Annotated in this window: 23 protein-coding genes; all 23 read right to left on the reverse strand. The window is 32.8% G+C overall.

From position 1 onward, the window contains the following. Positions 1-3: 3 nt before the first annotated feature. The 23 genes from JX000_RS07710 to rsmH all read right to left on the reverse strand — a co-directional run bounded on the left by JX000_RS07710 (position 4) and on the right by rsmH (position 25,519). Positions 4-885, reverse strand: coding sequence for an aspartate carbamoyltransferase catalytic subunit (locus JX000_RS07710; protein ID WP_075779024.1), 882 nt, complete (start codon positions 883-885; stop codon positions 4-6). A 24-nt stretch (positions 886-909) separates the two neighbouring features. Continuing rightward, positions 910-2,202, reverse strand: a complete 1,293-nt coding sequence (locus tag JX000_RS07715) for a uracil-xanthine permease family protein (protein ID WP_002450609.1) — start codon at positions 2,200-2,202, stop codon at positions 910-912. 184 nt (positions 2,203-2,386) lie between these two features. Next, the gene (gene pyrR, locus JX000_RS07720; protein WP_075779022.1) at positions 2,387-2,914 is read right to left on the reverse strand and encodes a bifunctional pyr operon transcriptional regulator/uracil phosphoribosyltransferase PyrR; all 528 of its coding nucleotides are present in this window, start codon (positions 2,912-2,914) and stop codon (positions 2,387-2,389) included. A 392-nt stretch (positions 2,915-3,306) separates the two neighbouring features. Next, positions 3,307-4,443: a low temperature requirement protein A gene (locus tag JX000_RS07725; RefSeq protein WP_206140578.1), complete on the reverse strand. Its 1,137-nt coding sequence runs from the start codon at positions 4,441-4,443 to the stop codon at positions 3,307-3,309. 223 nt (positions 4,444-4,666) lie between these two features. Next, entirely contained in the window at positions 4,667-5,584 is a 918-nt protein-coding gene (locus JX000_RS07730) for an RluA family pseudouridine synthase (RefSeq protein WP_075779020.1), read from the reverse strand. Positions 5,585-5,595: 11 nt separating this feature from the next. Then, complete coding sequence (gene lspA, locus JX000_RS07735; protein WP_075779019.1) at positions 5,596-6,072, reverse strand: signal peptidase II; 477 nt, start codon at positions 6,070-6,072, stop codon at positions 5,596-5,598. Positions 6,073-6,624: 552 nt separating this feature from the next. Then, positions 6,625-7,101, reverse strand: coding sequence for a CHAP domain-containing protein (locus JX000_RS07740; RefSeq protein WP_002450615.1), 477 nt, complete (start codon positions 7,099-7,101; stop codon positions 6,625-6,627). Positions 7,102-7,105: 4 nt separating this feature from the next. After that, positions 7,106-7,900 carry a VOC family protein gene (locus JX000_RS07745; RefSeq protein ID WP_075777734.1) on the reverse strand — a complete coding sequence of 265 codons (795 nt, stop codon included), beginning with the start codon at positions 7,898-7,900 and terminating at the stop codon, positions 7,106-7,108. A gap of 223 nt (positions 7,901-8,123) precedes the next feature. Next, positions 8,124-10,874: an isoleucine--tRNA ligase gene (gene ileS, locus JX000_RS07750; RefSeq protein WP_206140579.1), complete on the reverse strand. Its 2,751-nt coding sequence runs from the start codon at positions 10,872-10,874 to the stop codon at positions 8,124-8,126. A 227-nt stretch (positions 10,875-11,101) separates the two neighbouring features. Beyond that, positions 11,102-11,755 carry a DivIVA domain-containing protein gene (locus JX000_RS07755; RefSeq protein ID WP_002450619.1) on the reverse strand — a complete coding sequence of 218 codons (654 nt, stop codon included), beginning with the start codon at positions 11,753-11,755 and terminating at the stop codon, positions 11,102-11,104. Positions 11,756-11,778: 23 nt separating this feature from the next. Further along, positions 11,779-12,510: a YlmH family RNA-binding protein gene (locus JX000_RS07760; protein ID WP_206140580.1), complete on the reverse strand. Its 732-nt coding sequence runs from the start codon at positions 12,508-12,510 to the stop codon at positions 11,779-11,781. A gap of 178 nt (positions 12,511-12,688) precedes the next feature. Further along, positions 12,689-12,982, reverse strand: a complete 294-nt coding sequence (locus JX000_RS07765; RefSeq protein ID WP_002450621.1) for a YggT family protein — start codon at positions 12,980-12,982, stop codon at positions 12,689-12,691. 11 nt (positions 12,983-12,993) lie between these two features. Further along, on the reverse strand, positions 12,994-13,587 hold the full coding sequence (locus tag JX000_RS07770) for a cell division protein SepF (RefSeq protein ID WP_107536088.1): 594 nt from the start codon (positions 13,585-13,587) through the stop codon (positions 12,994-12,996). 2 nt (positions 13,588-13,589) lie between these two features. Then, positions 13,590-14,252, reverse strand: coding sequence for a YggS family pyridoxal phosphate-dependent enzyme (locus JX000_RS07775; protein WP_171970099.1), 663 nt, complete (start codon positions 14,250-14,252; stop codon positions 13,590-13,592). Between the two features lie 8 nt (positions 14,253-14,260). Continuing rightward, the gene (gene pgeF / locus JX000_RS07780) at positions 14,261-15,064 is read right to left on the reverse strand and encodes a peptidoglycan editing factor PgeF (RefSeq protein WP_002450624.1); all 804 of its coding nucleotides are present in this window, start codon (positions 15,062-15,064) and stop codon (positions 14,261-14,263) included. 247 nt (positions 15,065-15,311) lie between these two features. Continuing rightward, on the reverse strand, positions 15,312-16,487 hold the full coding sequence (gene ftsZ / locus JX000_RS07785; RefSeq protein ID WP_049425616.1) for a cell division protein FtsZ: 1,176 nt from the start codon (positions 16,485-16,487) through the stop codon (positions 15,312-15,314). Positions 16,488-16,519: 32 nt separating this feature from the next. Further along, on the reverse strand, positions 16,520-17,917 hold the full coding sequence (gene ftsA, locus JX000_RS07790; protein ID WP_002450626.1) for a cell division protein FtsA: 1,398 nt from the start codon (positions 17,915-17,917) through the stop codon (positions 16,520-16,522). A 103-nt stretch (positions 17,918-18,020) separates the two neighbouring features. Next, the gene (locus tag JX000_RS07795; protein ID WP_075777729.1) at positions 18,021-19,430 is read right to left on the reverse strand and encodes a cell division protein FtsQ/DivIB; all 1,410 of its coding nucleotides are present in this window, start codon (positions 19,428-19,430) and stop codon (positions 18,021-18,023) included. Between the two features lie 16 nt (positions 19,431-19,446). Continuing rightward, positions 19,447-20,796, reverse strand: a complete 1,350-nt coding sequence (gene murD / locus JX000_RS07800; protein ID WP_206140581.1) for a UDP-N-acetylmuramoyl-L-alanine--D-glutamate ligase — start codon at positions 20,794-20,796, stop codon at positions 19,447-19,449. A 1-nt stretch (position 20,797) separates the two neighbouring features. Then, complete coding sequence (gene mraY, locus JX000_RS07805; RefSeq protein ID WP_206140582.1) at positions 20,798-21,763, reverse strand: phospho-N-acetylmuramoyl-pentapeptide-transferase; 966 nt, start codon at positions 21,761-21,763, stop codon at positions 20,798-20,800. A gap of 184 nt (positions 21,764-21,947) precedes the next feature. Continuing rightward, a complete protein-coding gene (locus JX000_RS07810; RefSeq protein WP_206140583.1) occupies positions 21,948-24,188 on the reverse strand; it encodes a penicillin-binding protein in 2,241 nt (746 codons plus the stop codon). Further along, entirely contained in the window at positions 24,169-24,570 is a 402-nt protein-coding gene (gene ftsL, locus JX000_RS07815) for a cell division protein FtsL (RefSeq protein WP_002450631.1), read from the reverse strand. Before ftsL ends, JX000_RS07810 begins: the two co-directional genes overlap by 20 nt. A 13-nt stretch (positions 24,571-24,583) precedes the next feature. Then, entirely contained in the window at positions 24,584-25,519 is a 936-nt protein-coding gene (gene rsmH / locus JX000_RS07820; RefSeq protein WP_002450632.1) for a 16S rRNA (cytosine(1402)-N(4))-methyltransferase RsmH, read from the reverse strand. Positions 25,520-25,524 lie beyond the last annotated feature (5 nt).

The following is a 25,524-nucleotide window of genomic DNA, read 5'->3' on the forward strand; positions in this document are numbered from 1 at the left end:
TCCTTATTTTAAAAGCTCATCAATGACTGCCATTCTTAAATACATGCCATTTTCCATTTGTTTAAAGATGCGTGATTGAGGTGCCTCTACTAGGTCACTTTCAATTTCAACACCTCTATTGACTGGAGCTGGATGCATGACAATAGCTTCTTTCTTTAATTTATCATATCTTTCCTTAGTTAACCCATATTGTTGATGATAATTTTCAGCTTCAAAGTTAGCTTTTCCTGTAATGCCGTGTCTTTCGTGCTGAACTCTAAGTAACATCACAATATCAACTTTTTCAATCACATCATCAATGTTAACGTATGATGCTTCTATTGTATCATCTACCCATTCATCAGGACTCGCGAACATGACATTTGCACCTAAAGCTTTTAAACTATGGAAATTACTTCTAGCAACACGTGAATTTTTAATATCACCACAAATTAATACGTTTAAACCTTCGAATTTTCCATATTCTTCATAAATAGTCATTAAATCAAGTAGGCTTTGAGTCGGGTGTTGTCCACTACCATCACCACCATTGGCAATAGGTATATTTAGTCCTTCCAAATCGTCATAATATGCATTTTGAGAGTGTCTGATTACTAACAAGTTTACACCAATACTTTCTAATGTCTTACAAGTATCATATAGTGATTCTCCTTTTTGTACAGACGACGTACTCGTTTCAAAATTAACTAAATTCAATCCTAGTTTTTGTTCGGCAACTTCAAAACTACATTTTGTTCTTGTTGAATTTTCAAAGAACAAATTAGCTACAAAATGATTTTTGTATTGTGGTACATTAACTTCTCCAGATTTAAACTGACTTGCTTTTTTGACTAAGCTATAAATTTCATCGTTTGATAAATCTTCCATTGATAATAAATGTTCCATTGTTTGCCTCCTCAGAATATCTAACTATTTTTTAGGTAAGATTAAATTTAAGATAATGCCTGATAAAGCTGATAATGCCATTCCTTCAAGTTGTAAGTTAACGCCGATACCTTTTAAATTGATTAATAAATTTCCTATTCCAATAACTAAGATGACTGATGCAATCACTAAGTTTCTATTGTTAGCAAAATCAACGTTGCTTTCTACAATCATTCTTAAACCACTTGCTGCGATAATGCCAAATAATAATATTGACACGCCACCCATAACCGGTGTTGGTATGGAAGAAATAAGTGCTGTAAATTTACCAATGAATGCAAGTACGATTGCGATGACTGCAGCACCACCAATGACATAGATACTGTAAATTTTCGTGATCGCTAATACACCAATGTTTTCACCATAAGTTGTACTTGGTGGTCCACCTATAATACTTGCAACCATTGTGGATACACCGTCACCTATGATTGATTTATCTAAACCTGGATCTTTAAAGAAGTTTTTACCTACAATTTTGTTGATTACCATTTGATGTCCGATGTGCTCACTGACAGTTACAAATACAACTGGAATCATGACAAGCACTAATCCTAAATGGAAGGAAGGTACATAATCTTTAAATGGTAAGTAAATATCCGGGAATGCTAACCATTTTGCTTTTGCAATCGGTGCAAATTTAACCAATCCCATAAAGATAGAGACGATATAACCCACTATGATCCCTATTAATACAGGAATTAATGATAAGAATCCTTTGAAGAATCCTTGTACAACGATTGTTACAATCAGCGTAATTAATGCAACGACTAAATAGCTTAAGTTATAACCTTTCATGTCTGCAGAATTTTCATACATTGCCATGTTAACTGCAGTTGGTGCAAGGCTTAATCCAATGACCATAATGACAGGTCCAACTACAACTGGTGGTAATAAGTGCATCAACCAACCTGTCCCACTAAAACGGATTAAGAAACCAATAATGACGTACATTAAACCACTCATGAAGAGTGCGACTAACATGTCTCCTAAACTATGTGTACTTAATCCCGTAATGATTGGTGTGATAAATGCAAAGCTAGATCCCAAATATGCTGGAATTTTAGCTTTGGTAATAAGTATGTATAACAAAGTTCCAATTCCTGATGCTAATAATGCTGCTGAAATAGGCAGTCCGGTTAAAAATGGTACAAGTACTGTCGATCCAAACATTGCAAATAAGTGTTGCAAGCTTAAAAACGCCCACTGTGCTGGCTTTGGTTTGTCTTGTACATCTAATACTGGTTGTACCGTTCTTTCAAACATTTGTTCATTTTCCATGGTGATTCATTTCCTTTCATAAAAAAATCTCTTTACATACAGTTATGCAAAGAGACTAAAGCGAATGATATGAAGTATTTAAGCTATTTAAATACAGTAGTTAACATAATAATTCTATTGTAACTACTTTGCTCATATATTCATTTCACCTTTTTCAGTCTCTCGTACTGCTTTAAAAGGGATATTATTCTATTATAACTGCATTAGTTGAATCCTTTTCAGTTAAGTATACTTTAACGGATTCATCGCGTGCAGTTGGTATATTTTTTCCTACAAAATCTGCGCGAATTGGAAGCTCTCTGTGGCCTCGATCAACTAGCGTAGCTAATCCAATTTTAATTGGTCTCTCATGTAATAAGATGGCATCTAATGACGCTCTAACCGTTCTTCCAGTGTATAAGACGTCATCAATGATAATAACAACTTTTCCTGTAATATCTACATCTATTTCAAAAGCTTTGTCGAATGATTGCTTCGAAACATGATCGATATCATCACGGAATTGTGTAATATCAATTGTGCCTGTTGGTACAAGTTGTTGCTCTATCATATTTATTTTTTCTTGAATACGATAAGCTAAATATGCACCACGTGTTTTAATGCCTAGTAATACCAAATTCTCAGTACCTTTGTTATACTCTAATATTTCATGTGCAATTCGAGTAACTGTACGTTGAATTGCTGCTTCATCCATTATGATACGTTCAGACATTGTCTCACCTCTATCTCTTATTCATATCAAAAAAACCTCACGTCTTTAACAAAGACATGAGGTTGATATATAGATAATGCGTGATATCAATTTAGCCCTAGTGTAACTAAACAATATTCCACACATATTCTTAACTGTTTGTTATGCAATCATTCAATGATTGATCGTTAGTTATCATCTCATTAAATTAATAACAATCATGTATATCAGTATCATTTTCATGTCTTTGAAGCCTCTCTGGACTTATCTTTAAAGACTACTTTTATATTTAAACTGTTATTAGTTTAATCCTAAAGTTGCAAATAGTCAACGTCTTTTCTAAGAAAATACTTGATTGATTAACATTTTTTAAATGTTTACTATATTATGTCATTTGCATCGCTAGCGGTATTTTATTTAATCACAGACTTGGTACGTTTTTTTATATTTTTATAATACAAAAGCATAACTAAAATATTTGCAATTGCGATACTGATAATCATTACATCTTGATAACCATTAAAAAACATACTAATGATAAATGATAAAACCAACAGTATTGCGCCGATTATAATATAATTGATGTTTTTAAGTTCTTTATGAAAATATGTCGTATTAATCCAAACACCAATATAAAATAATAAAATACTACCATGCATCATACAGATTTCAAACTTTGAACTTAACTGATGAGAATCACTAAAAATAACAGCAGCATTTAAAATACCTAATGCGATATTAATTAATAAGTGTGTATAAACGAGTTGGAAACCAATGGTCGTTTGATGTAAATTAATATCACTTTCAGTCACTAACCAATATGTTCCGAATAAACTTACAACGATTAAAAATTGAAATATATAAATATAATTGAAATGCTCAATACTAAATATAGATGTTAAACCAACTAAAACCTCACCAAATATAATAATCGTCAACAACGAGAATCTTTCAACTAAATGTGATAAATTCACAGGTGATTGATATAAATATTTTCGGTATGGAATCAAGCCTGTTGAAGCAATAAATAATCCTAAAAACCCTGGAATATAATGAATACTTTTTGGTAATACAAGAGATACTAATGAAAGGATTGCAACGATTAATGCAACAATTGCAAATGCCTGACACGTTTTATAATCAGATTTATGCTTTGTTTTATTTAAATGTAAACTATATTGAATACTTATACTCAAATATAGAATTCCAATACATAGAAAGAATGGAAAGAATGTCTTTTCGAAATCAGGATATAAACTATTTGATAAAAATACTAATACAAACAAGTTAAACATCATAAATATGACATCTTTAGTTGTCGTTTCTCCAAATCTATTTGTATAAAATGTTTGATGCGACCATAATATCCATAAAAACACACTCATAATGATATACTTTAAAAATAATTCAGATGATATGGTCCCCCCATGTACATTTAAAATGACATGTGCCATCTTCTGCATTGCATAAACAAATATTAAATCAAAAAATAATTCATGAAATCCCGCACTTTTCTCTTGTAAATGTCGAGGTTGATACGATGTTTCCATTTAGTTTGTTCCTACTTTCACTTTGTTTTCAACATATCATAGCATATTACATGTTATGTTCATATATTTTATTCTATAGAACCTATAACTCATTTTATAATTACTCTATAAATGAACTTCCTACATTATTTAACATATTTCTTTTGATTATAAAAAAGCCCCTAAATGACAATGGGACATCATTTAAGAGCTGTGATAGTATTTATTATTTTTATGCCATTTTCTAGGCATCTCTTTTTCTAATATCGGCTAATAAATCTTCAAATTCTTGAGGTAACTCTGCTGTTCTTTCAATATATTCATGAGTAACTGGATGCTCAAATCCTATTACACCTGCATGTAAGGCTTGTCCGCCAATATCTAATGTTTTTTTAGGACCATATTTAGGGTCTCCAACTAATGGGAAACCGATATATTTCATATGCACACGAATTTGGTGCGTACGGCCTGTTTCGAGTTCACATTCTATTAAAGTATAATCTTTAAAATGTTCTAAAACGTTAAAATGTGTTACTGCTTCTTTTCCATCATCTACTACTGCCATCGCTTGACGGTCTTTTTTATTACGTCCAATAGGTGCATCCACTGTTCCATAGTCATGTGGAATATTACCATGAACTAATGCAACATATTTACGCTTAACTGATTTAGCCATTAATTGTTCAACTAAACCACGGTGTGCAATGTCATTTTTAGCAACCATCAATAAACCAGATGTATCCATATCAATACGATGCACGATACCTGGACGAATTTCACCGTTAATACCAGATAAATTTTTAATTTGATACATCAACCCATTAACTAACGTACCAGTGTAATGGCCTGGTGATGGATGAACTACCATCCCTTTTGGTTTATAAACAATAGCTACATCATCATCTTCATAATATATATCAAGATTTAAATTTTCCGGTGTGATATCTGCTTCAACGACTTCTTGTTCAGTCACAACGATATTGTCATTTTGCTTCACTTTATAATTGGGTTTGACCACTTTGTCATTAACTTTCACAAGATCTTCTTTAATCCAATCTTGAATTTGGCTACGTGACCAATCACTATTTAATTCTGGTAATACTTTATCTAATCTCTGTCCAACATGATTACTATCTGTAATCGTATATTCATACGTTTCCATAATCAGACCTCCTAACCTTTATTTGTTGTATCTTTAAGTAGTGCAATAATGACTAATATCACACCAATTGTTAAACTTGAATCGGCTACATTGAAGATAGGAAAATCATATCCAAAAATATTTGTATCAATAAAATCAACAACTTCTCCATTTAATAAACGATCAATGAAATTTCCTAAAGCACCTGCAAATAATAAACTTATCGCTAACTGCATAAATAAATTATATTGCGCTTCTTTTATAAAGAACAATACGAGCACAATTAAAATAATCACTGTAATAATATAAAAGAAGAACATTTTACCGCTTAATATTCCCCAAGCAGCACCATTATTTCTATGTGACGTTATATTTAAAAAATTGGGTATCACTTCGTAAGAATCGCCTATTTTCATTGAACTAGCAATAATCCATTTTGTCACTTGGTCAATGACTATGATTAAAAAGGCTACGAGTAATGAAATACCGACATAATATTTCTTTTTCATTCATGTTCCTCCATTCAGAACCATTCATCACTTTTTACAACAACTTTCATTATATCTTAAACAAGAGTATAAAAACAGGTTAGCTTCATAATAAATATTTGCTAAAACATATAGGAGTAAGGCAGAAATAATAAAGAAACACTAATCATTTATGATGTAGTGGTTCTTACGCATTAGCCGCAGCTAATATGTACTTTAAAATAGAAATACATGAGTGAAACTCATGCATAAGAAATACTAATTTCTAAAGTAAAAGTATTTCTTTATTGTTGTCCATCCCCAACTTGCATTGTCTGTAGATTTTCTTTTCGAAATTCTCTATGTTTGGGGCCCGTCCCCACGGCAAGGTTGACTAGAAACGAAAAAGCTTGGTACATTAGACCGTCTTTGTAATTTATTACTTAGACGGTTTTATGCATGAACTTTAGTTCATGTATACCTCTAAAGCTTAATTTGAACACATGAGTCAATACTCATGTGTAAGTCACCTACAGCCTATATATGAATGTAACTTGAAATATATTAATATCCTAGCCTGCACTCATTTCATCATTAGGATATATGTTGATTTTCTTTAGGATGAATATATTGATATTGATCAACGTCATTCGCTGGTATAGTTCTATTTGATATTTCATATGGCTTTTTAAAATTCATTTCTGAAATGTATAATGATTGATCCTCGTTCACTTTTTCAATATAGGCTACATGACCATATTTCCCTTCAGTCGTCTGTAAAATCGAACCTTCTTTAGGATGTTGATTGACTTTATATTGATCTTTTTTAGCATTTTTCGCCCAATCTTTAGCGTCATGCCAAGAGTTTGCAATTTGATGATGGTCTTCTCTCACCTTATCGAAAACATAATATGTACATTGTCCTTTTTGATACGTATTATATTTCATCGGATTAAAATCGAATAAATGATTTTTAGGTTCAGTCATATCTTGATTATTCAAACCATCAAAAATTGCTGCTAGCGTTAGGCTAATCGTAATAAATAACATCCAAACAATACTTTTCTTCACTTCATCACGCTTCTTTTATAAAATTAAATCTAAAGTATATCCCATCTGGTCCTTTGATATTTAAATGTGTCGTTTCAGGATAATGAAAGTCTACAAGCGCTAAGCCATAAGAATGTGCATTATCCACCCGTTTGGTTCCAGAAATCCATTGATTTAGTGCTAAATGATGATGATAATGTTGTGAGGATAAAAAGAGCGAGTAATCATCCATATATGCAGATTCTTCCAAACCAAAATAATTGAAATAGTATGGTTTAACTTCAGAAATACGAATCGACTTCAAATGCAAGGTACCTATTTTTGTGTCATCTGGTATACCATGCCATTTTTCATCTGATACTTCATTTAATAAACGTGGTACATTAATTGGTACGATATTAAGTAACACTTTGTCATCTTCATAATGCCATTCTTCAAAATCTTGATCGACATAGAACTTCAAACCATTTCCTTCTGGATCTTCGATAAATAGAGATGTGGCTACACTTTGTTCCCCACCATTTACCGGGATTTCATAGTCGCTTAATTGTACTAACAAATCAGCTAAATCCGATAATGAAGGCAGCATAATGCCTATATTGAATAACCCAGCTTCTGACATTAGAGGTTCTCTACCATTAGCAATTTCATTTAAAGTAATAAAATGGTTTGACATGCCCACTTCATATTGAATACTTGTCATCGTTTCATTGACAATATTAAATCCTAAAATCTGTTCGTAAAATGGTTTGAGCGCATCTTTATCTCTCACATTAATCGTTATTCCGTTGACAAAATTTGCATCTTTATTATGAAACATTCCATGTACCTCTTTCAAAATAACTTATCTATATAACTATCTTTACTTATGAATTATGACTCATATTTTAAATATTATGCAAAAAAATCAAAACAAAAGCAACTTAATTGCAATGCTTATCAATACGATTTATTTATACCCATACTGTCTCAAGTCATTGCAAAATAAAAACTGTTAGCAAAATCATTCGACTTTGCTAACAGTTTGAATATTACATTAATGATTAAATTAGTGTTTTAACGACTTCTTGGCAACGTGGACATAAATGATCTAGTTCACCAACAGAACCTAATTGATCACTATAGTTCCAACATCTTTCACATTTTTCACCTTCTGCATGTTCAATACGGATGTCACCATGTTGATATGATACGCCGTTATCAACTTGATCAACAACCTCCGCTTGTGACGTAATGAATAATTGTTGTAAATCATCAAATTGTTGTAAGAACTCTGTAGCATTAAAGTCTTGATTACTACCAATCACAACTTTAGCTTCTAATGATTTACCAATTACTTTTTCATTACGTGCTGCTTCTAAAGCACGGTTCACATCATCACGTAAATTCATAAATGTATTCCATTTATCTAATAATTGTTGATCTACCTCTTCAACTTTAGGCATATCAGCTAAGTGAACACTTTCCTCTTTAACGTGAGGTGTATGTGACCAAACTTCCTCTGCTGTATGCACTAAAATTGGTGCAAGCAACTTAGTCATATCAACTAAGATTTGATAAAGTACTGTTTGCATACTACGACGTTTATGTGAAGAACGTTCTTCGATATATAGAATATCTTTACCATAATCTAAGTAGAAGTTACTTAATTCAACATTAATAAAGTTTTGAACTTCTTGATAGATATTAAGATAATCAAAGTTTTCATAATTGTTAATTGTACTTGCAGTAAATTCACGTAAACGATGTAATAAATAACGATCTACTTCTAATAACTCCGCTTCAGCAATGCTATCAGTTTCAGGATTGAAATCACTCACATTACCTAACATAAATCTTAATGTATTTCTGATTTTACGATATACATCAGATGTTTGTTTTAAGATTTCATCTGAAATACGTACATCTGCTAAATAGTCTGTACTACTTACCCAAAGACGTGCAATATCAGCACCTTTTTGTTTAACGACTTGATCAGGAACGATGACATTACCTAATGATTTACTCATTTTCTTACCTTCTCCGTCCATAACGAAACCATGAGATAATAAGAATTTATATGGTGCTTGTCCTCTTGTAGCAACAGAAGTTGTAATAGATGAGTTAAACCAACCACGGTATTGGTCACTACCTTCAAAGTATAAGTCAGCTGGGAAACTTAATTCTGGACGTGTTTCAAGCACACCTCTATGAGATGAACCAGAATCAAACCAAACATCCATGATGTCATTTTCTTTCGTAAATTCACCATTTGGACTACCTGGATGTGTGAAGCCTTCAGGTAATAAATCTTTGGCTTCTTTTTCAAACCAAATATTAGAACCATGTTGTTCAAATAAATCTGCAACGTGATTTACAGTTTCTTTGGTCATGATGATGTCACCATTTTCTGCATAAAACACAGGAAGTGGTACGCCCCAAACACGTTGACGTGAAATTACCCATTCACCACGGTCACGAATCATATTATAAATACGTGTTTTACCCCAATCTACTTTAAATTGAGTATCTTCAATTGCATCTAAAATGTCTTGTCTCACTTTATTAATAGATGCAAACCATTGTGGTGTTGCACGGAAGATAACTGGTTTTTTCGTTCTCCAATCGTGAGGATAACTATGCGTAATAAAGTTTAATTTTAACAATGAATCTTTCTCAGTTAATAAGTCTGTTACTGCTTTATTCGCTTTATCATAGAACATACCTTCAAAAGGTCCACCTTCTTCAGTGAAGACACCTTTATCATTTAATGGACTAATCACTGGTAAATCATATTTTTGTCCAACAATGTAGTCGTCTTCCCCGTGTCCAGGTGCTGTATGAACACAACCTGTACCAGCATCAGTTGTAACATGTTCACCGTTAATAACTAATGAAGTACGATCTAAGAATGGATGTTGTGCTTCAACATATTCTAATTCTTTACCTGTAAATTCTTTTTCAAGTTGAATCGTATCTTGATCCCATTCTAAAGCTTCTGCTACTGTTTCAGCTAATGCTTGAGCAATAATATATTTTTTGCCATTTACATTGTATTGTCCGTATTTTAATTCCGGATGAACAGTAATCGCAACATTAGAAGGAATTGTCCAAGGTGTAGTTGTCCAGATAATGAATTGAGCATCTTTATCTACTACACCTTTATCATCTTTAACATCAAATGCAACGTAAATTGATGCTGAACGTTTATCATGATATTCGATTTCCGCTTCTGCTAGAGATGATTCACTAGATGGTGACCAATAGACTGGCTTTTTACCTTTATAAATAAGTCCTTTTTCTGCCATTTCACCGAATAATCGAATTTGAGCAGCTTCATATTCAGGTTTCAATGTGATATATGGATCGTTAAAGTCACCACGTACACCTAGACGTTTGAAATCTTTCTTTTGAATTTCAATTTGCTCTAGAGCGAATTCTTTACATTTTTCTCTAAATTCGGCTGTAGACATTTTTTTACGATCTACACCTTTTTTAGTCAATGCTTGTTCAATTGGAAGACCATGTGTATCCCAACCTGGTACATATGGTGCATAAAAACCTTGCATTGTTTTATAACGTACAATAAAGTCTTTAATAATTTTGTTTAATGCATGACCCATATGTAAACTACCATTCGCGTATGGTGGTCCATCGTGTAAAATATATGAGGCATTACCTTTGTTTTTCTCTAAAGCTTTTTGATATTGATTGTCTGCATCCCATTGCTCTTGGATTTTTGGTTCTTTATTTGGTAAACCGCCTCGCATTGGAAATTCTGTTTTGGGCATTAATAACGTATCTTTATAATTCATATACTTTCATTCCTCCTAATTATAAAAAAGAACTCTAAGTTCAATTAACAGGGACGGTTATACCGCGGTACCACCCTGATTAACTCAACTTAGAGTTCTCTCTTGGTTCTTTATTCATCATTATCAGTCAGTGATATAAGAAACAGTCTTATATTAGGCTCCCACCATTTCCTAATTCGCTGTAATAAGTGTAGTGTTTCTTACGTGTCTGACTTCAAATTTAATTATTATTTTAAACTCGTTGATTCGGATTGACTTGTACTTGTTGAATCGCTTTGAGACGTTGATGTAGTCTCTGAAGTTTGTGTTGATTGTGATTGACTTTGCGCATTATTTTTCATAGCTTTTTCTTCTTCTGTTAAATCGTTATCATTCAAATGATGAATATCTTCTAAAGTGACCTGTTCAGCATCTAAATCATAATTTAATAAGTAATCCCAATCTTCATTCTTTAATAAGTCTAATTGCGCTTCAACTAGCATACGGAAACGTGATCTAAATACTTTAGATTGACGTTTCATATCTTCAGTTTGGAAAGCTAAGCGACGTGCTTTCTCGATTGCATCGTTAACAATTTGGTCTGCTTGCGCTTGTGCTTTAGCAATTGTTGCCTCTGCATCCTTATTCGCTGCTAATTTTGTTTCTTCACCAGCTTTTTGAGCTTGTACTAAAGCATCGCTAACTGATTGGTGAACATCTTGATAAGACTTAATATTAGTATCTCTTTCTTCGATGACTTTTTCAAGTTGTTTTTTATCTTCTTTTAAACGTTCTATTTCAGTACTTAACTGGTCTAAATAGTTTGCAACTTCAGTAGGTTCTAAACCATTTTTCACACGAGTAAACTCTTTGCTTTTAATTTCACTTGGTGTAAAAGGCATTGTGTATCCTCCTTAATTTTACACTATTTAAATAATGTATGATAGGTTATGTGTATTTTATCTTTTTTCGTTCTTCCACCAATATCGGTTACTTGAGCTCTTCCGAATCTTTGTATGGAAAGTAAGTCATTCATTTCTAATTGAAAATCTGGTGAATCAATAATGGTATGATTCACTTTGACTCTCTTCTTCTCTATAAGTTGTTTCGCAATAGATCTTGATTTATGAATCATGTCTTTTAATACAACATCAAGTCTAAGTGCACTCACTGTTGAACTGTGAATCTTCCAATTCTCTTCTGATTGTATCATATCTTTCAACGGAATAGAATTAAGTTTAATTGTAGCACCTTTGATTCTAGTGAATTCTAACATAATAAATGATTCTAATGCTTTTGTCAAAACAAATTGAATACGTTCTCCAACAATGATATCGCCAAGTTGACTTCTATCGATTCCTAAAGACATCAACGTACCTAAAACGTGTTGATGTTGAATAGTTACAAACTTTTCAGGATAATCTATTTCAATTAATGTGAGTTCAAAGTCACTTTCATCTGGTTCATAATATGATGGTGCAATCACGGCACGTTGTCGTTCTGCTCTCGGTCCACCATTAAAATATACTTTCAAATCTTCGTAACTGCCGACTATCACTTCTAAAATATATTGCCCTCTTGGGTCTAGGAATGTGGTTAGTACAGGCGAATAGTGACGTTCAGCTTGTTCACATTTATCAATTAAAATATCAATCATGCTTTGTTCTTCTTTTCTAAAATGTTGATAAATATCGATTGCTCATCCCTCACTTAACTTTAATGTGATTTATTTAAAATATCATTTTTATAACTAAACAATAATAAAACGAGGCAACATGGAATGCTTCCAATCACCTCGTTTATGATCATCATATCTATATTGCTGTTTATTCTAACTATCTCGCTAAATAAGCTAAAATCATGTTAAAAATAGTTACTAGTCCTCTTTGGAATAAAACTAATACTATAATTGCAGCAATTGATGAAATATCAATCATTCCAATCGGAGGAATGATTTTTCTAAATGGTTCTAAAAATGGTTCATAAATTTTTCCCAGTATTTCACCAAATTTAGATTCACGTATACTTGGTACCCAAGATGTAAAGAAATATACAATCATACCAAAATAATAAATTTGGACAATCCAAATGATAAATTGGAAAATTGTATTAAGTAATCCAATGTCCATACGTTAGCTCCTTATTCGTAATGTTGCTCCATGTTTTCAATATGATCTGTAATACTACCAGCAACTTCGACGTTATCAGGCGTACATAAGAAAATATCTGTACCAACACGTTGGATATCGCCACCAATGGCATAAACAGTACCACTTAAGAAATCAATGATACGTTTTGCAGATACTTTGTCGATTCGTTGTAAGTTAACTAATGTCGCACGACGATTTTTTAATTCATCTGCGATATCTTGAGTATCTGAGAAAACACGTGGTTCAAATAAACACATTTTTGAACTTTCTTGTGCAGCGTAATTTGATTGAACGTTATTATTCATTGTTACAACATTTCTTGTATTCGATTTAGAATTATTACTCATACGATAATTCCTTTCTTCGGAAGTTGTATTATATCTTGATGTACTTTTTTGAGGTACAGATTTAATCGCACTTGTTTTAGATGCTGCTGGTTGTTGCACAGGTTCTTTTGGCGATTCTACTTCACGTTCTGGTTTACGATCACGCTCAGGTTCACGTTCCTCAGGTACTTCCACTTCTTCTTCATCTTCAACAACAAAAAATCCATTAAATAAATCTTTTAAAGCCAAGGGGCTCACTCCTATTCTCCTACAAGTTTAGTCCCAATTCTCACAAATGTTGCACCTTCTTTAATTGCAATTGGATAGTCATTACTCATACCCATCGACAATTCTTCACATGGTGCATATTCTAAATTGAGTTGTTTAATTTCATCTCTTTTTGTTCGTAATTTTCTAAATAATGACTGTATGTACCCATCGTCATCTGTATATGGTGCCATCGTCATTAAACCGACTATTTTTATATTTTCGAATTGTTTAATTTCATCAATAAAAGCATTTACTTCATCTAAACTAATCCCATGTTTGGATGATTCACCTGAAACATTCACTTGTAAGAAACAAGATATTGTATGCTCGGCACGCTTATTAATTTCTTTAGCTAAACTCATTCTATCTAAAGCATGAAAATAATCAACATCATTGATGACATCTTTAACCTTTCTAGATTGTAAAGAGCCAATAAAATGAAGTACAGCATCTTTTGGTAATGCTTCTTTTTTCTCTTTAAACCCTTCAAGTCTATTTTCTCCAAAATGTCGAACTCCAGCTTGATATGCTTCTTTAGCTCGCTCTATTGTAACATACTTTGTTACTGCAATCACGTTAGGCTGTGTTGAAATGTTACTTTTTTCTCTATGCTCATTGATTTCTGAATTGATTTGTGCGAGATTCTCTTTCACTTCATGCATTATGAATCACCTTGCTTTCTTCCTATAAATGCTAACATTCGTCCAGTTTGTCCTTTTTCAACTCTATAAGAAAAGAAATAATCTAAGTTTTCAGATGTAGCATAGTCTGTAATATAAATATTACTTTCCGGTACACCTACACTTTGTAATAATAATGAGTTGGCCTTTTTTAAATCTATACCGTGTCTATCACTATCACGTGTATCAATAAATTGAGTTGTATCAATATCTAGACTTTCAAATTTCATTTTAATATCATCATTAATCTCATATGAATTAGATGTAGCTGGACCGATAACTACATTTAAGTCAGTTAAATCAAAATCAATATGTCGAACCATTTCTTTAACGATTTCTCCGTATGTACCACGCCAACCTGCATGAGCGAGTCCAATATAATGATGCTTCTCGCTATAGAAATAAACAGGCACACAATCTGCGTAACACATCGTTAATAATATATTGGGCTCATATGTATACAATCCATCTATACCATGTAAATCATTCGTAATAGCATCAATATTTACACCTTTATCATTCGATGTTATCTTAGCAATTTTATTCTCATGTGTTTGTATCGGAAAAACCCATTCATTACGGGGGAAGCCAATCATATTAGCTAATATGGTTTGATGATGTGTAATGTTTTCTTGTCGATCATCAACATATCTAGCCATATTAAAGGCTTTTTCAGGATACATACTTAAGCCACCCTCACGTGTCGTAAAACCAAGAGTAGTATGTGTCATTTTATCGTCTTTATATGCTAAAAAATGATTTTGTTTTATAAATTTTTCAGTCAACTATTTCACAACCTTAAGTATGAATTTTCATTAATAACGATTAAAGTGTCTAAATATGTTTTATAGAACTATTATATAGCATTCTTATTCGTATTTAAATTAAAACTATTATTTCTATTCTTAAAACTAATTATTTTAAAAACAATTAAATTATGCTTCAACGACTATTTAAAAATCACTATTCAAATAAATTAAAAAGTCATCAGAAATAATTCTGATGACTTTAAATATTATGGTTAAGATACGATTAACGTCTTGTTCTTCTTGAACGTCTTTCTTCTCTATTTCTGATAAAGCTTGGAATATCATCGTCTTTAGTCGTATGACTTCTTTCAGTCGCACTATCAGATGATGAACTTGATGCAGAACTGCTCATTGATTCTTCTTTACCAACTGAAGAAGTTGATGAAGTGCTATTTACACTTGAACCAAATCCAGTACTAGACGCTTTACGACCTTGAGATGATGGTTTATCTTCAAATCCAGTAGCAATAACTGTTACTACAATTTCATCTTGTAATTCTGGATTGATTACTGTACCGAAGATCATATTTACATCTTCATCTGCAGCATCTTGTACGATATCCGCAGCTTCTTGTGCTTCGAATAATGATAGTGATTCGCCACCAGTAATATTCATAAGCACACCTTGAGCACCAACAATTGATGTTTCAAGTAATGGGGAAGAAATTGCTTTTTTAGCTGCTTCAACTGCTCTATTTTCACCAGATGAAACACCAATACCCATTAATGCTGAACCTTGGTTAGACATGATTGTCTTAACGTCAGCAAAGTCTAAGTTAACTTCACCAGATACAGCAATTAAATCAGAGATACCTTGTACACCTTGACGTAATACGTTGTCAGCTTCTTTAAATGCTTCCATCATAGGTGTTGATTTGTCTACGATATCTAATAAACGGTCGTTAGGAATAACGATTAATGTATCTACAGCAGCTTTCATTGATTCAACGCCGGCAGCAGCTTGTGTTTGACGTTTACGTCCTTCGAAACCAAATGGACGAGTAACAACACCAACTGTTAATGCTCCCATTTCTTTAGCAATCTTAGCTACTACAGGAGCAGCACCAGTACCAGTACCGCCACCCATACCTGCAGTTACGAATACCATATCTGCACCTTGGATAGCATCTTCAATTTGTTCGCGTGATTCTTCAGCAGCTTTTTTACCAATTTCTGGGTTAGCACCAGCACCTAATCCACGAGTTAATTTTTCACCAATTTGGATTTTTGATTCAGCTTTAGATAAGTTTAAAGCTTGTCCATCCGTATTAATAGCGATAAATTCTACATTATTCATTCCGTGGTCAATCATACGGTTTACAGCATTGTTACCGCCGCCGCCTACACCGATGACTTTTAAAGTCGCTAAATGATTAAATCCTTGTTCAAATTCTAACATTTAAATTTCCTCCTAGTTTTAATGGCCAATAATCATTCAAATAAAGATTTCATGAGTTTTTTAAATTTACCTTCTTCTTTGTCTTTACCTTGAGCATTATGATGATCTTCTTCTAGATGAGCTTCGCGGTCGTCATATTCTTCATGAGGTGCTTCAGGCTCATCCTCATAAACATCTTTTTTGTTCGATTTGCGTTTGAACCAATCGAAACCGCTTGATTTAGAGTCAGTATCTCTTTCATCAGATTCGATAACTTCCTCTTCAAATTCCTCATTATCATGATAATTAATTGTAACATAATCTAATAACTCATCAAAAGTGATACTACTAGAAATAGTAGAAATCGCAGATGAAAATTCTGGTTTTCTAATTCCCATTTGTGAAGGTGTGTGAATTCTCACTTTTTCACTAACCATATCTTGTAATAATTCTCTTACGCCTAATAGATTAGCTGAACCACCTGTTACAACGAAACCACCGTTAACTTTAGTTAAACCTAACTCTTGTAATACATCAAATACTTCGAAGAATATATCTTCAACTCTTGCTTCAATAAAGTCGCTTAAATCTTTTTGAGTATACTGAACATGTTCTTCACTATCAATTTGATCTACTGTGAATACATCTTGGCTTGAAGCTGAATCATAAAATGCATGTCCATATTGATGTTTTATCTTTTCAGCCGTGTCATATGACGTATTTAAACCTTGTGCCACATCATCAGTAATATCACGACCAGCCATTTCTATTGAATCAGCATCTACTAATTCGCCACGTTCATAGAAGGCAATTTGTGTTAAATCTTCACCGATATCAATCACACATGCGCCAAGTTCTTTCTCAGTTGCTGATAAGATTGATCCGTAGTTATATGCATCAGAATATACATCTAATACATCTACACCACATGATTCAACACATTTAATCATATTAATTAAAATTGATTTTTGAATAGCAATTACGCCAGCATCCACTTTAAGTGAGTGTCTTGCGATTAATTCTTTTGGATCTGATACTTCATTTTCCTTATCTACAACAAATCGAATTGGGAAAACGTTAATCACTTCTGTTTCAGGAACATCATTTTTATCTCTAATACCCTCAAGTACAGATTCAATGTGAGTTCCGTTAATTTCAGTATCTTCATAAAATTCTATTTCATTTGATTCATCATACACTTCAGTTCCTATGATAGGTAATTTTAAGAATACTTCTTTGATGTCTACACCTGAAGCGATAGAAGCCTTTTTAATTGTATCCTTGACAGCTTGTCTAGCAATATCAAAGTCATCAATTAAACCATTTTTTATACCGCTTGTATAGGTTTGTCCTGTACCTATCACATTTATTCCATTGTGAAATTTTTCGCCTACTATTGTTTTAACACTTGATGAACCAATATCTATGCTTACATAGTAATGTTCCTCCATAGATAGGCACCTCCTGACAAGTTACTATTAAAATACACTATGTTTAGTTTACAATACGTTGATAAGCTTGTGAACTATAAACACATACTAATATCAAAATTTTTTAATTATTTTCTTTTGAATCTTTATTAATTTTATTTAACACACTCTGAAGTTCTTCTTTAGCATCTGTTTCTTTCTGTGATGTTTGCGATACACTTTGTTCAGATTCTGATTGTGCACCTGTACTATTTTTATATGGAATAAATGATGCACCTACTGAGAGATCAATGTATCCATCTGTTTTTAAGTCGCCAGAATCACTTCGAGATAATGATTCTGACATTTGAGGATAATACTTCATTTTATCCGCAATAGTCGTAATGTCACCAATCACTTGAATGTTATCTTTAGTGAAAATTTTAATTCTGTTTTGTTTATTCTTATCTGGTGCATAGCTTATTTCTGCAATTAAATTTCTTGCCTTAGGTGACATTTCAGATAGTGCTTGTATCATTTTTTCTTTTTTGCCTTCTTTAAATCCATCGATAATTGGTACATCATGTGAAATATCGCCTTTATAATCTTTTAATTCTTTGCCATCTTCTAACACAGGTACATAGTTATCTTTAGATTTTTCCAAGCCAACAACCTGATATTCAGTTACGTTTACATTTAATGTATTAGGTATTACTTTTGTTATTTTAACATCTTTAATTAATTCTTTTTCCTTCAAATTGTTCCGAGCTTTACTTTTACTAAATGTATACATACGTGAGCTTGGCTTTACATCTAATGCCTTATTTATCTGACTTTTACTCACATTATGATTACCTTCAATTTTCACATTAGAAATTTTACTTAATGGTGTAAACATATAAAGTAAAAATATCACGATTAATAACACCAATACTGTTATGACTGTATATTGAATTCTTTTTTGTCGTTGTCGACGTTGTGCTCTTTTTTCTTCTAATGTAGGTGAATTAAATTGTGTCACCTTACTATCGTAATCCTGTTGTTTGCGATCGGTTTTAGCTTCCTTATCAGATGACTTTGGCTTTCCTGTTAACTTTTGAAACCAATTCTCTTTAGATTTTTTATCTTTATTTTTATGTTTTTTAGTAGCTGTTTTGGTCTTAGTTGCAGTACTGTTTATATCATTTGACGATTCATTCTTCTCTATGTCACGTTCAGTTTCATGATAATCATCTGAATATGACTGTTCCAACTCTTGAGTGGTGTGCATAGATTCCGCATCAGGTTGATTTTGGCCATAATGTTCATACTGATGAGTATTATGATCTTCATATTGCCTAGAATCCATTTCATTGTTGTTCCTATTTTTTCTCTCTTTGTCATTGTCATCAAAACTCGATGAAAATGATTGCTCATCGTCAACTTTATCTTTAAACTTCTTCCTTTTTCTAGTTCTAAAGTCGTTACTTCTACGGAACATACTTAAATCATCATTTTGATTATTTTCGTGATTCGTTTGCTTGTTATGGTTGTTTTTATTTGTTTTACCGTCCATATGATTTCACGCCCTTTTAGTATGATGGCAAGTGTGCACGGAAACTTTCTATGAATTTCTCACCACGTTCTTCGAATGTGTTGTATTGATCCCAACTTGCACATGCAGGAGATAATAATACAACATCGTTAGGCTCAATGACATCTTGGATTTTATCTACAGCATCTTGTACATCTGTAGCCTTAATGACATATTTACCTTGGCTATTACCTAACTTGGCAAATTTTTCTTGTGTCTCACCAAATACAACCATCACTCTGACATTTTTCATATATGGGATTAATTCATCAAATTCATTACCTCTATCTAATCCACCACATAACCAAATAATAGGTTGATTAAATGAATTAAGTGCGAATTGAGTAGCTAACGTATTTGTAGCTTTAGAGTCATTGTAGTATTTATTTGTTCTATTAGTACCAATATACTGTAGTCTATGTTCAATACCTGAGAAGGTAGTTAAACTATCTGCAATCGCTTTGATCGGTACACCAGCTAGGATTGCAGCTAACACTGCAGCTAAAATATTTTCTAAATTGTGTTCTCCTGGTAAAACTAAATCTTCTACACTTATAATGCGTACGCCTTTATATTCTATAAAGCCATCTTTAATATAAATGCCATCAACTTCTTGTTGTGTTGAGAAATACAATGTTTTAGCTTTTAAATTTTCTGATTCGATAAGATGACGCTGATGATAATTACAAATTAAATAATCATCTTCTGTTTGATTTTTGTATATTTGCTTTTTAGCATTTTGATAATTTTCAAGTGACTCATGATAATCTAGATGCGCAGAATAAATGTTAGTGATAATTGCGATATGAGGATTATATTGTTCTATACCGAGTAATTGGAATGAAGATAATTCAGTAATTAAATACTCTTTAGAACTTACTTCTTGTGCTACTTTCGAAGCAACATAGCCAATATTGCCTGACAATCTACCAGTAAGTCTACTGTTTTTAAACATGTCTCCTATAAGTGAAGTTACTGTTGTTTTACCGTTAGTTCCTGTAACTGCAATAATAGGTGCTTCTGAAATAAGATAACTCAATTCCACTTCAGTTAGTACTTTTAATCCTCTTTTCACTGCTTCATCAATGATAGATACAGTATATGGAATACCTGGGTTTTTAATAATAATGGGATTATTATCTAGTAATGACGTAGGATGTGAACCACTTACAACTTTTATACCCATCGCTTCTAGATCTTTAGCATGTGCATCTTGAGATAAGTCTTTACCATCATTAACTGTTACCTTCGCACCCAATTTACTCAATAATTTTGCTGCTTCATAACCGCTTTTTGCTAAGCCTACGACTAATACTTCTTTATTTTCTAATCCTGTGTAATTTAGCATCTTAGTGCACTCCAATCCATAAGCCAATTAGACCTGTAATTAAACCGACTGACCAAAATACAGTTACAACTTTCCATTCATTCCAACCACATAATTCGAAATGGTGATGAATAGGACTCATTTTGAAAATACGTTTTTTAGTTAATTTATAAGATGCAACTTGTAGCATAACTGATAGTGTTTCTACTACAAATACGAAACCAATAAATACAAGTGATAATTCTTGATTTAACATGATTGAAATGGTAGCAAAAATACCACCAAGTGCTAAACTACCAGTATCTCCCATAAATACTTTAGCTGGATTTAAGTTATATGGTAAAAATCCTAATAAAGCAAATACCATGATAATACAGAAGATACCAATAGCAGGTGCATCTAATACAAAACTCATGATAGCGTACATCGCAAAGCCAATAATTGATAGACCGGTTGCCAAACCATCAAGTCCATCTGTTAAATTTACTGCGTTTGAAAATCCAACTTGCCAAAAGATGATAAAGATGACATAGGCAAATGAAAGTGGGATGCCAACGTCAGTAAATGGAATATGTAATGTTGTTGAGAAGTTAACTAAATTAAACACGTTACTTAGCACGAAAAATATAACTGCAATAAGTATTTGAGCTAGGAATTTTTGTTTACTTGTTAAACCTTGATTGTTCTTTTTAACAACAATGATGTAATCATCGATAAAACCAATCAATCCAAATCCTAATGTCACAAATAATAATAAAATAATTGGATTCGAGTGATCCACAAAAATAATGGCAACTACTGAAGTAATAATAATACTAATTAAGAATGTTAAGCCACCCATAGTCGGTGTGCCCGTTTTCTTCATGTGGCTTTGTGGTCCTTCTTCTCGAATACTTTGTCCAAATTTCATTCTTTTTAACGTTGGAATAAGTATGGGTACAAGTACAAAAGTTATTAGAAGCGATAACATCGCATATACAAAAATCATAATGATCTCCTTTTCTTTTATCCGTCAATTTACATATTTTATTATATGTATCTTTAATCTATAACCTTTAATATTTTATCAGTTTTGGTTCAATTTTTATATGTTAAATCACAACATATTAAGAAAGAGAGCGGGATAAAATCAATCCCAATCTCTTCCTCACATGCTTAATATCTATGTTGTCTTAACTAGAGCTTGAATCTTTCTTCTTAGATTTATCTTTCTTATCACTAGACTTATCTAATGATTGTTTACTACTTTCATCTGTTGTACCGTCAGTCGACTCAGCAGAAAGCGTCACTTCTATGTTGTCAGATTTTTTAAGCTTTTGACCTTGCGTCACTGATTGTTTTGAAACAAATCCGCTTCCAGTTGTTTTAACTTTGATGTTTGTTAACTCTTGGAAAGCTAAGATATCTTCTTTAGTCCAACCTTTCATGTCTGGCATAGTCAAATCTCCATCTGTTACTAACAATACTTTACTATTTGGTAAAGTTTTTGTATCTGCATCTACTGATTGAGATTTAACTTTTTTACCACTGCCAATGACAACTGGTTTAAGAGACTTAGCATTCAAACTATCCTTGGCTTTGTCGATGGATTGCCCTTCTACATTCGGTACTTTACTAAATTCATTTTTAGAAGCATCGTCTTTAGATTTACCGACATTTAAGTATTTCAATGTGTTTTCCATAATAGGTTTAAATGCTTTACTTACACCCATTTCATAGGCTTCTTGGTCATTTTTCTGAGCTAAACTCATCCCTGCATAAACAATGACTTTAGGGTTTTTCTTAGGTGCATCCCCGATAAAGCTAACAAAGTATGGGTTCTCACCTTTAACGTAACCGCCACCTTCTGAATCTGCTACTTGGGCAGTACCTGTTTTACCTTCGATATCATAACCATCTACACGATAGTTTTTAGCGTGACTATCTTCACTATTCACTACCTTGTCTAGTTCGGTTTCAACTTTGCTAGCAGTGTCTTTAGTGATTGGTTTACCAGCATAAGTTTTTTCGCCTTTATAGAAGTTCTTTTTCGAAATCGGGTTATCAATACTACTTACGAACCACGGTTTCAACATGTTTCCATTATTGAAAAAGGCTGATTGTGCTTGAATCATTTGCACTGGTGTCACTGTCGTTGATTGACCAAATGCAGATGTTTTTTGTTGTAATGCATTTTCCCAAGCGATGTGTCCGGTAGCTTCTCCATCAAACATACCATTGGTAGATTTACCAAAACCGAAACGTTCATACCAAGATTTCATTTTATCTGTACCTACTTCATCTTGTAGGTGCATCATTAATGTATTAGAAGAATATGTGAATCCTAGTGTTTCAGAGATTTTGCCCCATCCTGTTTTATTCCAGTCTGAGATACGTGAACCCATAATATCTCTATGTCCAGATTCATATTTTTCGTTTGTTTTAAACTTACCTTCTTGTATAGCTGCTGCTAATCCATAAGATTTGAATGTCGAACCTGGTTCGTATGTGTTTTGATACAAGTCATTAGCCCATTTTTTCCCAAAATCTTTACCAGTTTCTGGGTTAAATGTAGGTCTCTGACTAAATGCTAATATTTCACCTGTTTTCGCATCCATAACAACTGCAAAGACATCTTTAGGATTGTAATGTTCAACCATTCCGTCTAATGCTTCTTCTACAAAGACTTGAATATTTGAATCTATAGTTAAATGAACATCATCACCACGTTTAGGTTGTTTCTCCGATTTTGTATTCGGAGAAATATATCCCCAAATATCGTGTATATATTTAAGTGAACCTTTAGTACCATTTAGGTAACTATTGAATATTTTTTCAACACCCATAGCTCCATTTAATTCACCAGTATCTGGGTCCTTTTGTGCCATACCTATTAAATGAGACGCAAAGTTACCATTAGGATAGAATCTTTCTGTCTCAGGATATAAGGTGATACCTGGTAAATTTTTCTTTTCTAATTTTTCTTTATCCTGATATGTTAAATCAGTACCTTTTTGTCCAAATTCAACTTGGAAGGCCTTTTTTTGATTTAATCTTTTTTCAATTTCTTCGGGCTTCATATCTATTATTTTTGATAATTCTTTGGCTGTTTTCTTTTTATCTACTACATGTCGTGGTTTCTTACTGTTTTCACTTGCCTTTTTATCGACAACAGCAACAACTTTATACCTCTCAACATCTTCGGCTAAGACTTTACCGTTTCTATCATAGATTTTACCGCGTTCTGGTTGTTCTTGGTTATTGACTAAATACTTTTGGTTAGCTTTCATAATTAAATCTTGTCCATTCGAGTGTCCAGTAATCATTATGTATGAAAACCTTAAAACCAATATAAAAAAGAGCAGTCCGAATAAACCAACTAGCAGGACTGCCCCTATTTTATTTTTTTTAATTTTAATTTTTCGTTTCGCCATTATTACGCACTACCTTTACATTATCGTTCTCGAGGCTCATACCTTGCTTCTTAGCCTTGTCGTAAATGCGTTCGTATGAAGAATTTTTCTTAATTTCAGATTTTAAGGCGCTGTTTTCGCTAGATTGTTGTTCGATTTTATGATCTAAATCTGCAATTTTTCCTCGCGTATCATACGCATCCATTTTTAAAGATAGCATATATATACTAATCATAGCAATAACAGAGACTAGTGTTATGTATAAAATCTTCTCAAATTTCGTAAGTTGAACGACAACTTTACGTTTAACGGTTTGCTTTTGTGGAGAGGTTTGCGGTTGTCTTTTTGGAACACTGGTTTGTGTTGCATTATCATATGGTTGATAAACTTTTTCTACAGCCATGTTGAATTACTCCTTATTTTAATATTTCTGCAATACGTAGTTTCGCACTTCGCGCTCGGTTATTGTCGTCTAAATCTTCGTCTGTTGCTGTGATCGGTTTTCGGTTAACGCGTTTTAATTTTGGCGTATACGCTTCTGGAATCACTGGTAACCCTCTTGGTACATCGGGTCCCTTTTCATACTCTTGAAACATCTGCTTACATAATCTATCCTCTAATGAATGGAATGTAATGACAGATATACGTCCGTTAACTTTCACTAACTCAATTGCTTGTTCAATTGAATCTTCAAATGCAGACAATTCGTCATTAACTGCAATTCGAATTGCTTGGAACACTCTTTTAGCAGGGTGTCCACCCTTTCTTCTCGCTTTAGCAGGGATACCTTCTTTAATAACTTCTACTAATTCTAATGTTGTTTCTATAGGTTGTTTTTCCCTATTCGCTTCGATTCTTCTTGCGATTTGTTTTGAGAACTTTTCTTCACCATAACGATAGAAAATTTTTACCAATGCTTCATATGGCCATTCATTTACTACTTCATAAGCGGACAATGATTGTGTTTGATCCATACGCATGTCTAATTTAGCATCGTGATGATAACTAAAGCCTCTTTCTGGTACATCTAATTGAGGGCTTGAAACACCCAAGTCATAGTAAATACCATCAACTTTTTCAATGTTTAATTCATTTAATATTTGTGTCAATTCTCTAAAATTACTGTGTATAAAAGTGACTTTATGTAAGTGTTCTTTTAGAACATCTTTAGCATTTTCTATTGCAGTTAAGTCTTGATCAATTGCAATAAGTCTACCTTCATCACTTAATTGATTTAATAAATATAAGGCATGTCCTGCTCCACCTAACGTACAGTCAACATACACACCATCTTCCTTTATATTTAGATAATCAATGGTTTCGTTTAACATTACGCTTATATGATGAAACACTGTCA

This window comes from Staphylococcus sp. SB1-57 (assembly GCF_017086425.1).
Taxonomy (GTDB): domain Bacteria; phylum Bacillota; class Bacilli; order Staphylococcales; family Staphylococcaceae; genus Staphylococcus; species Staphylococcus warneri_A.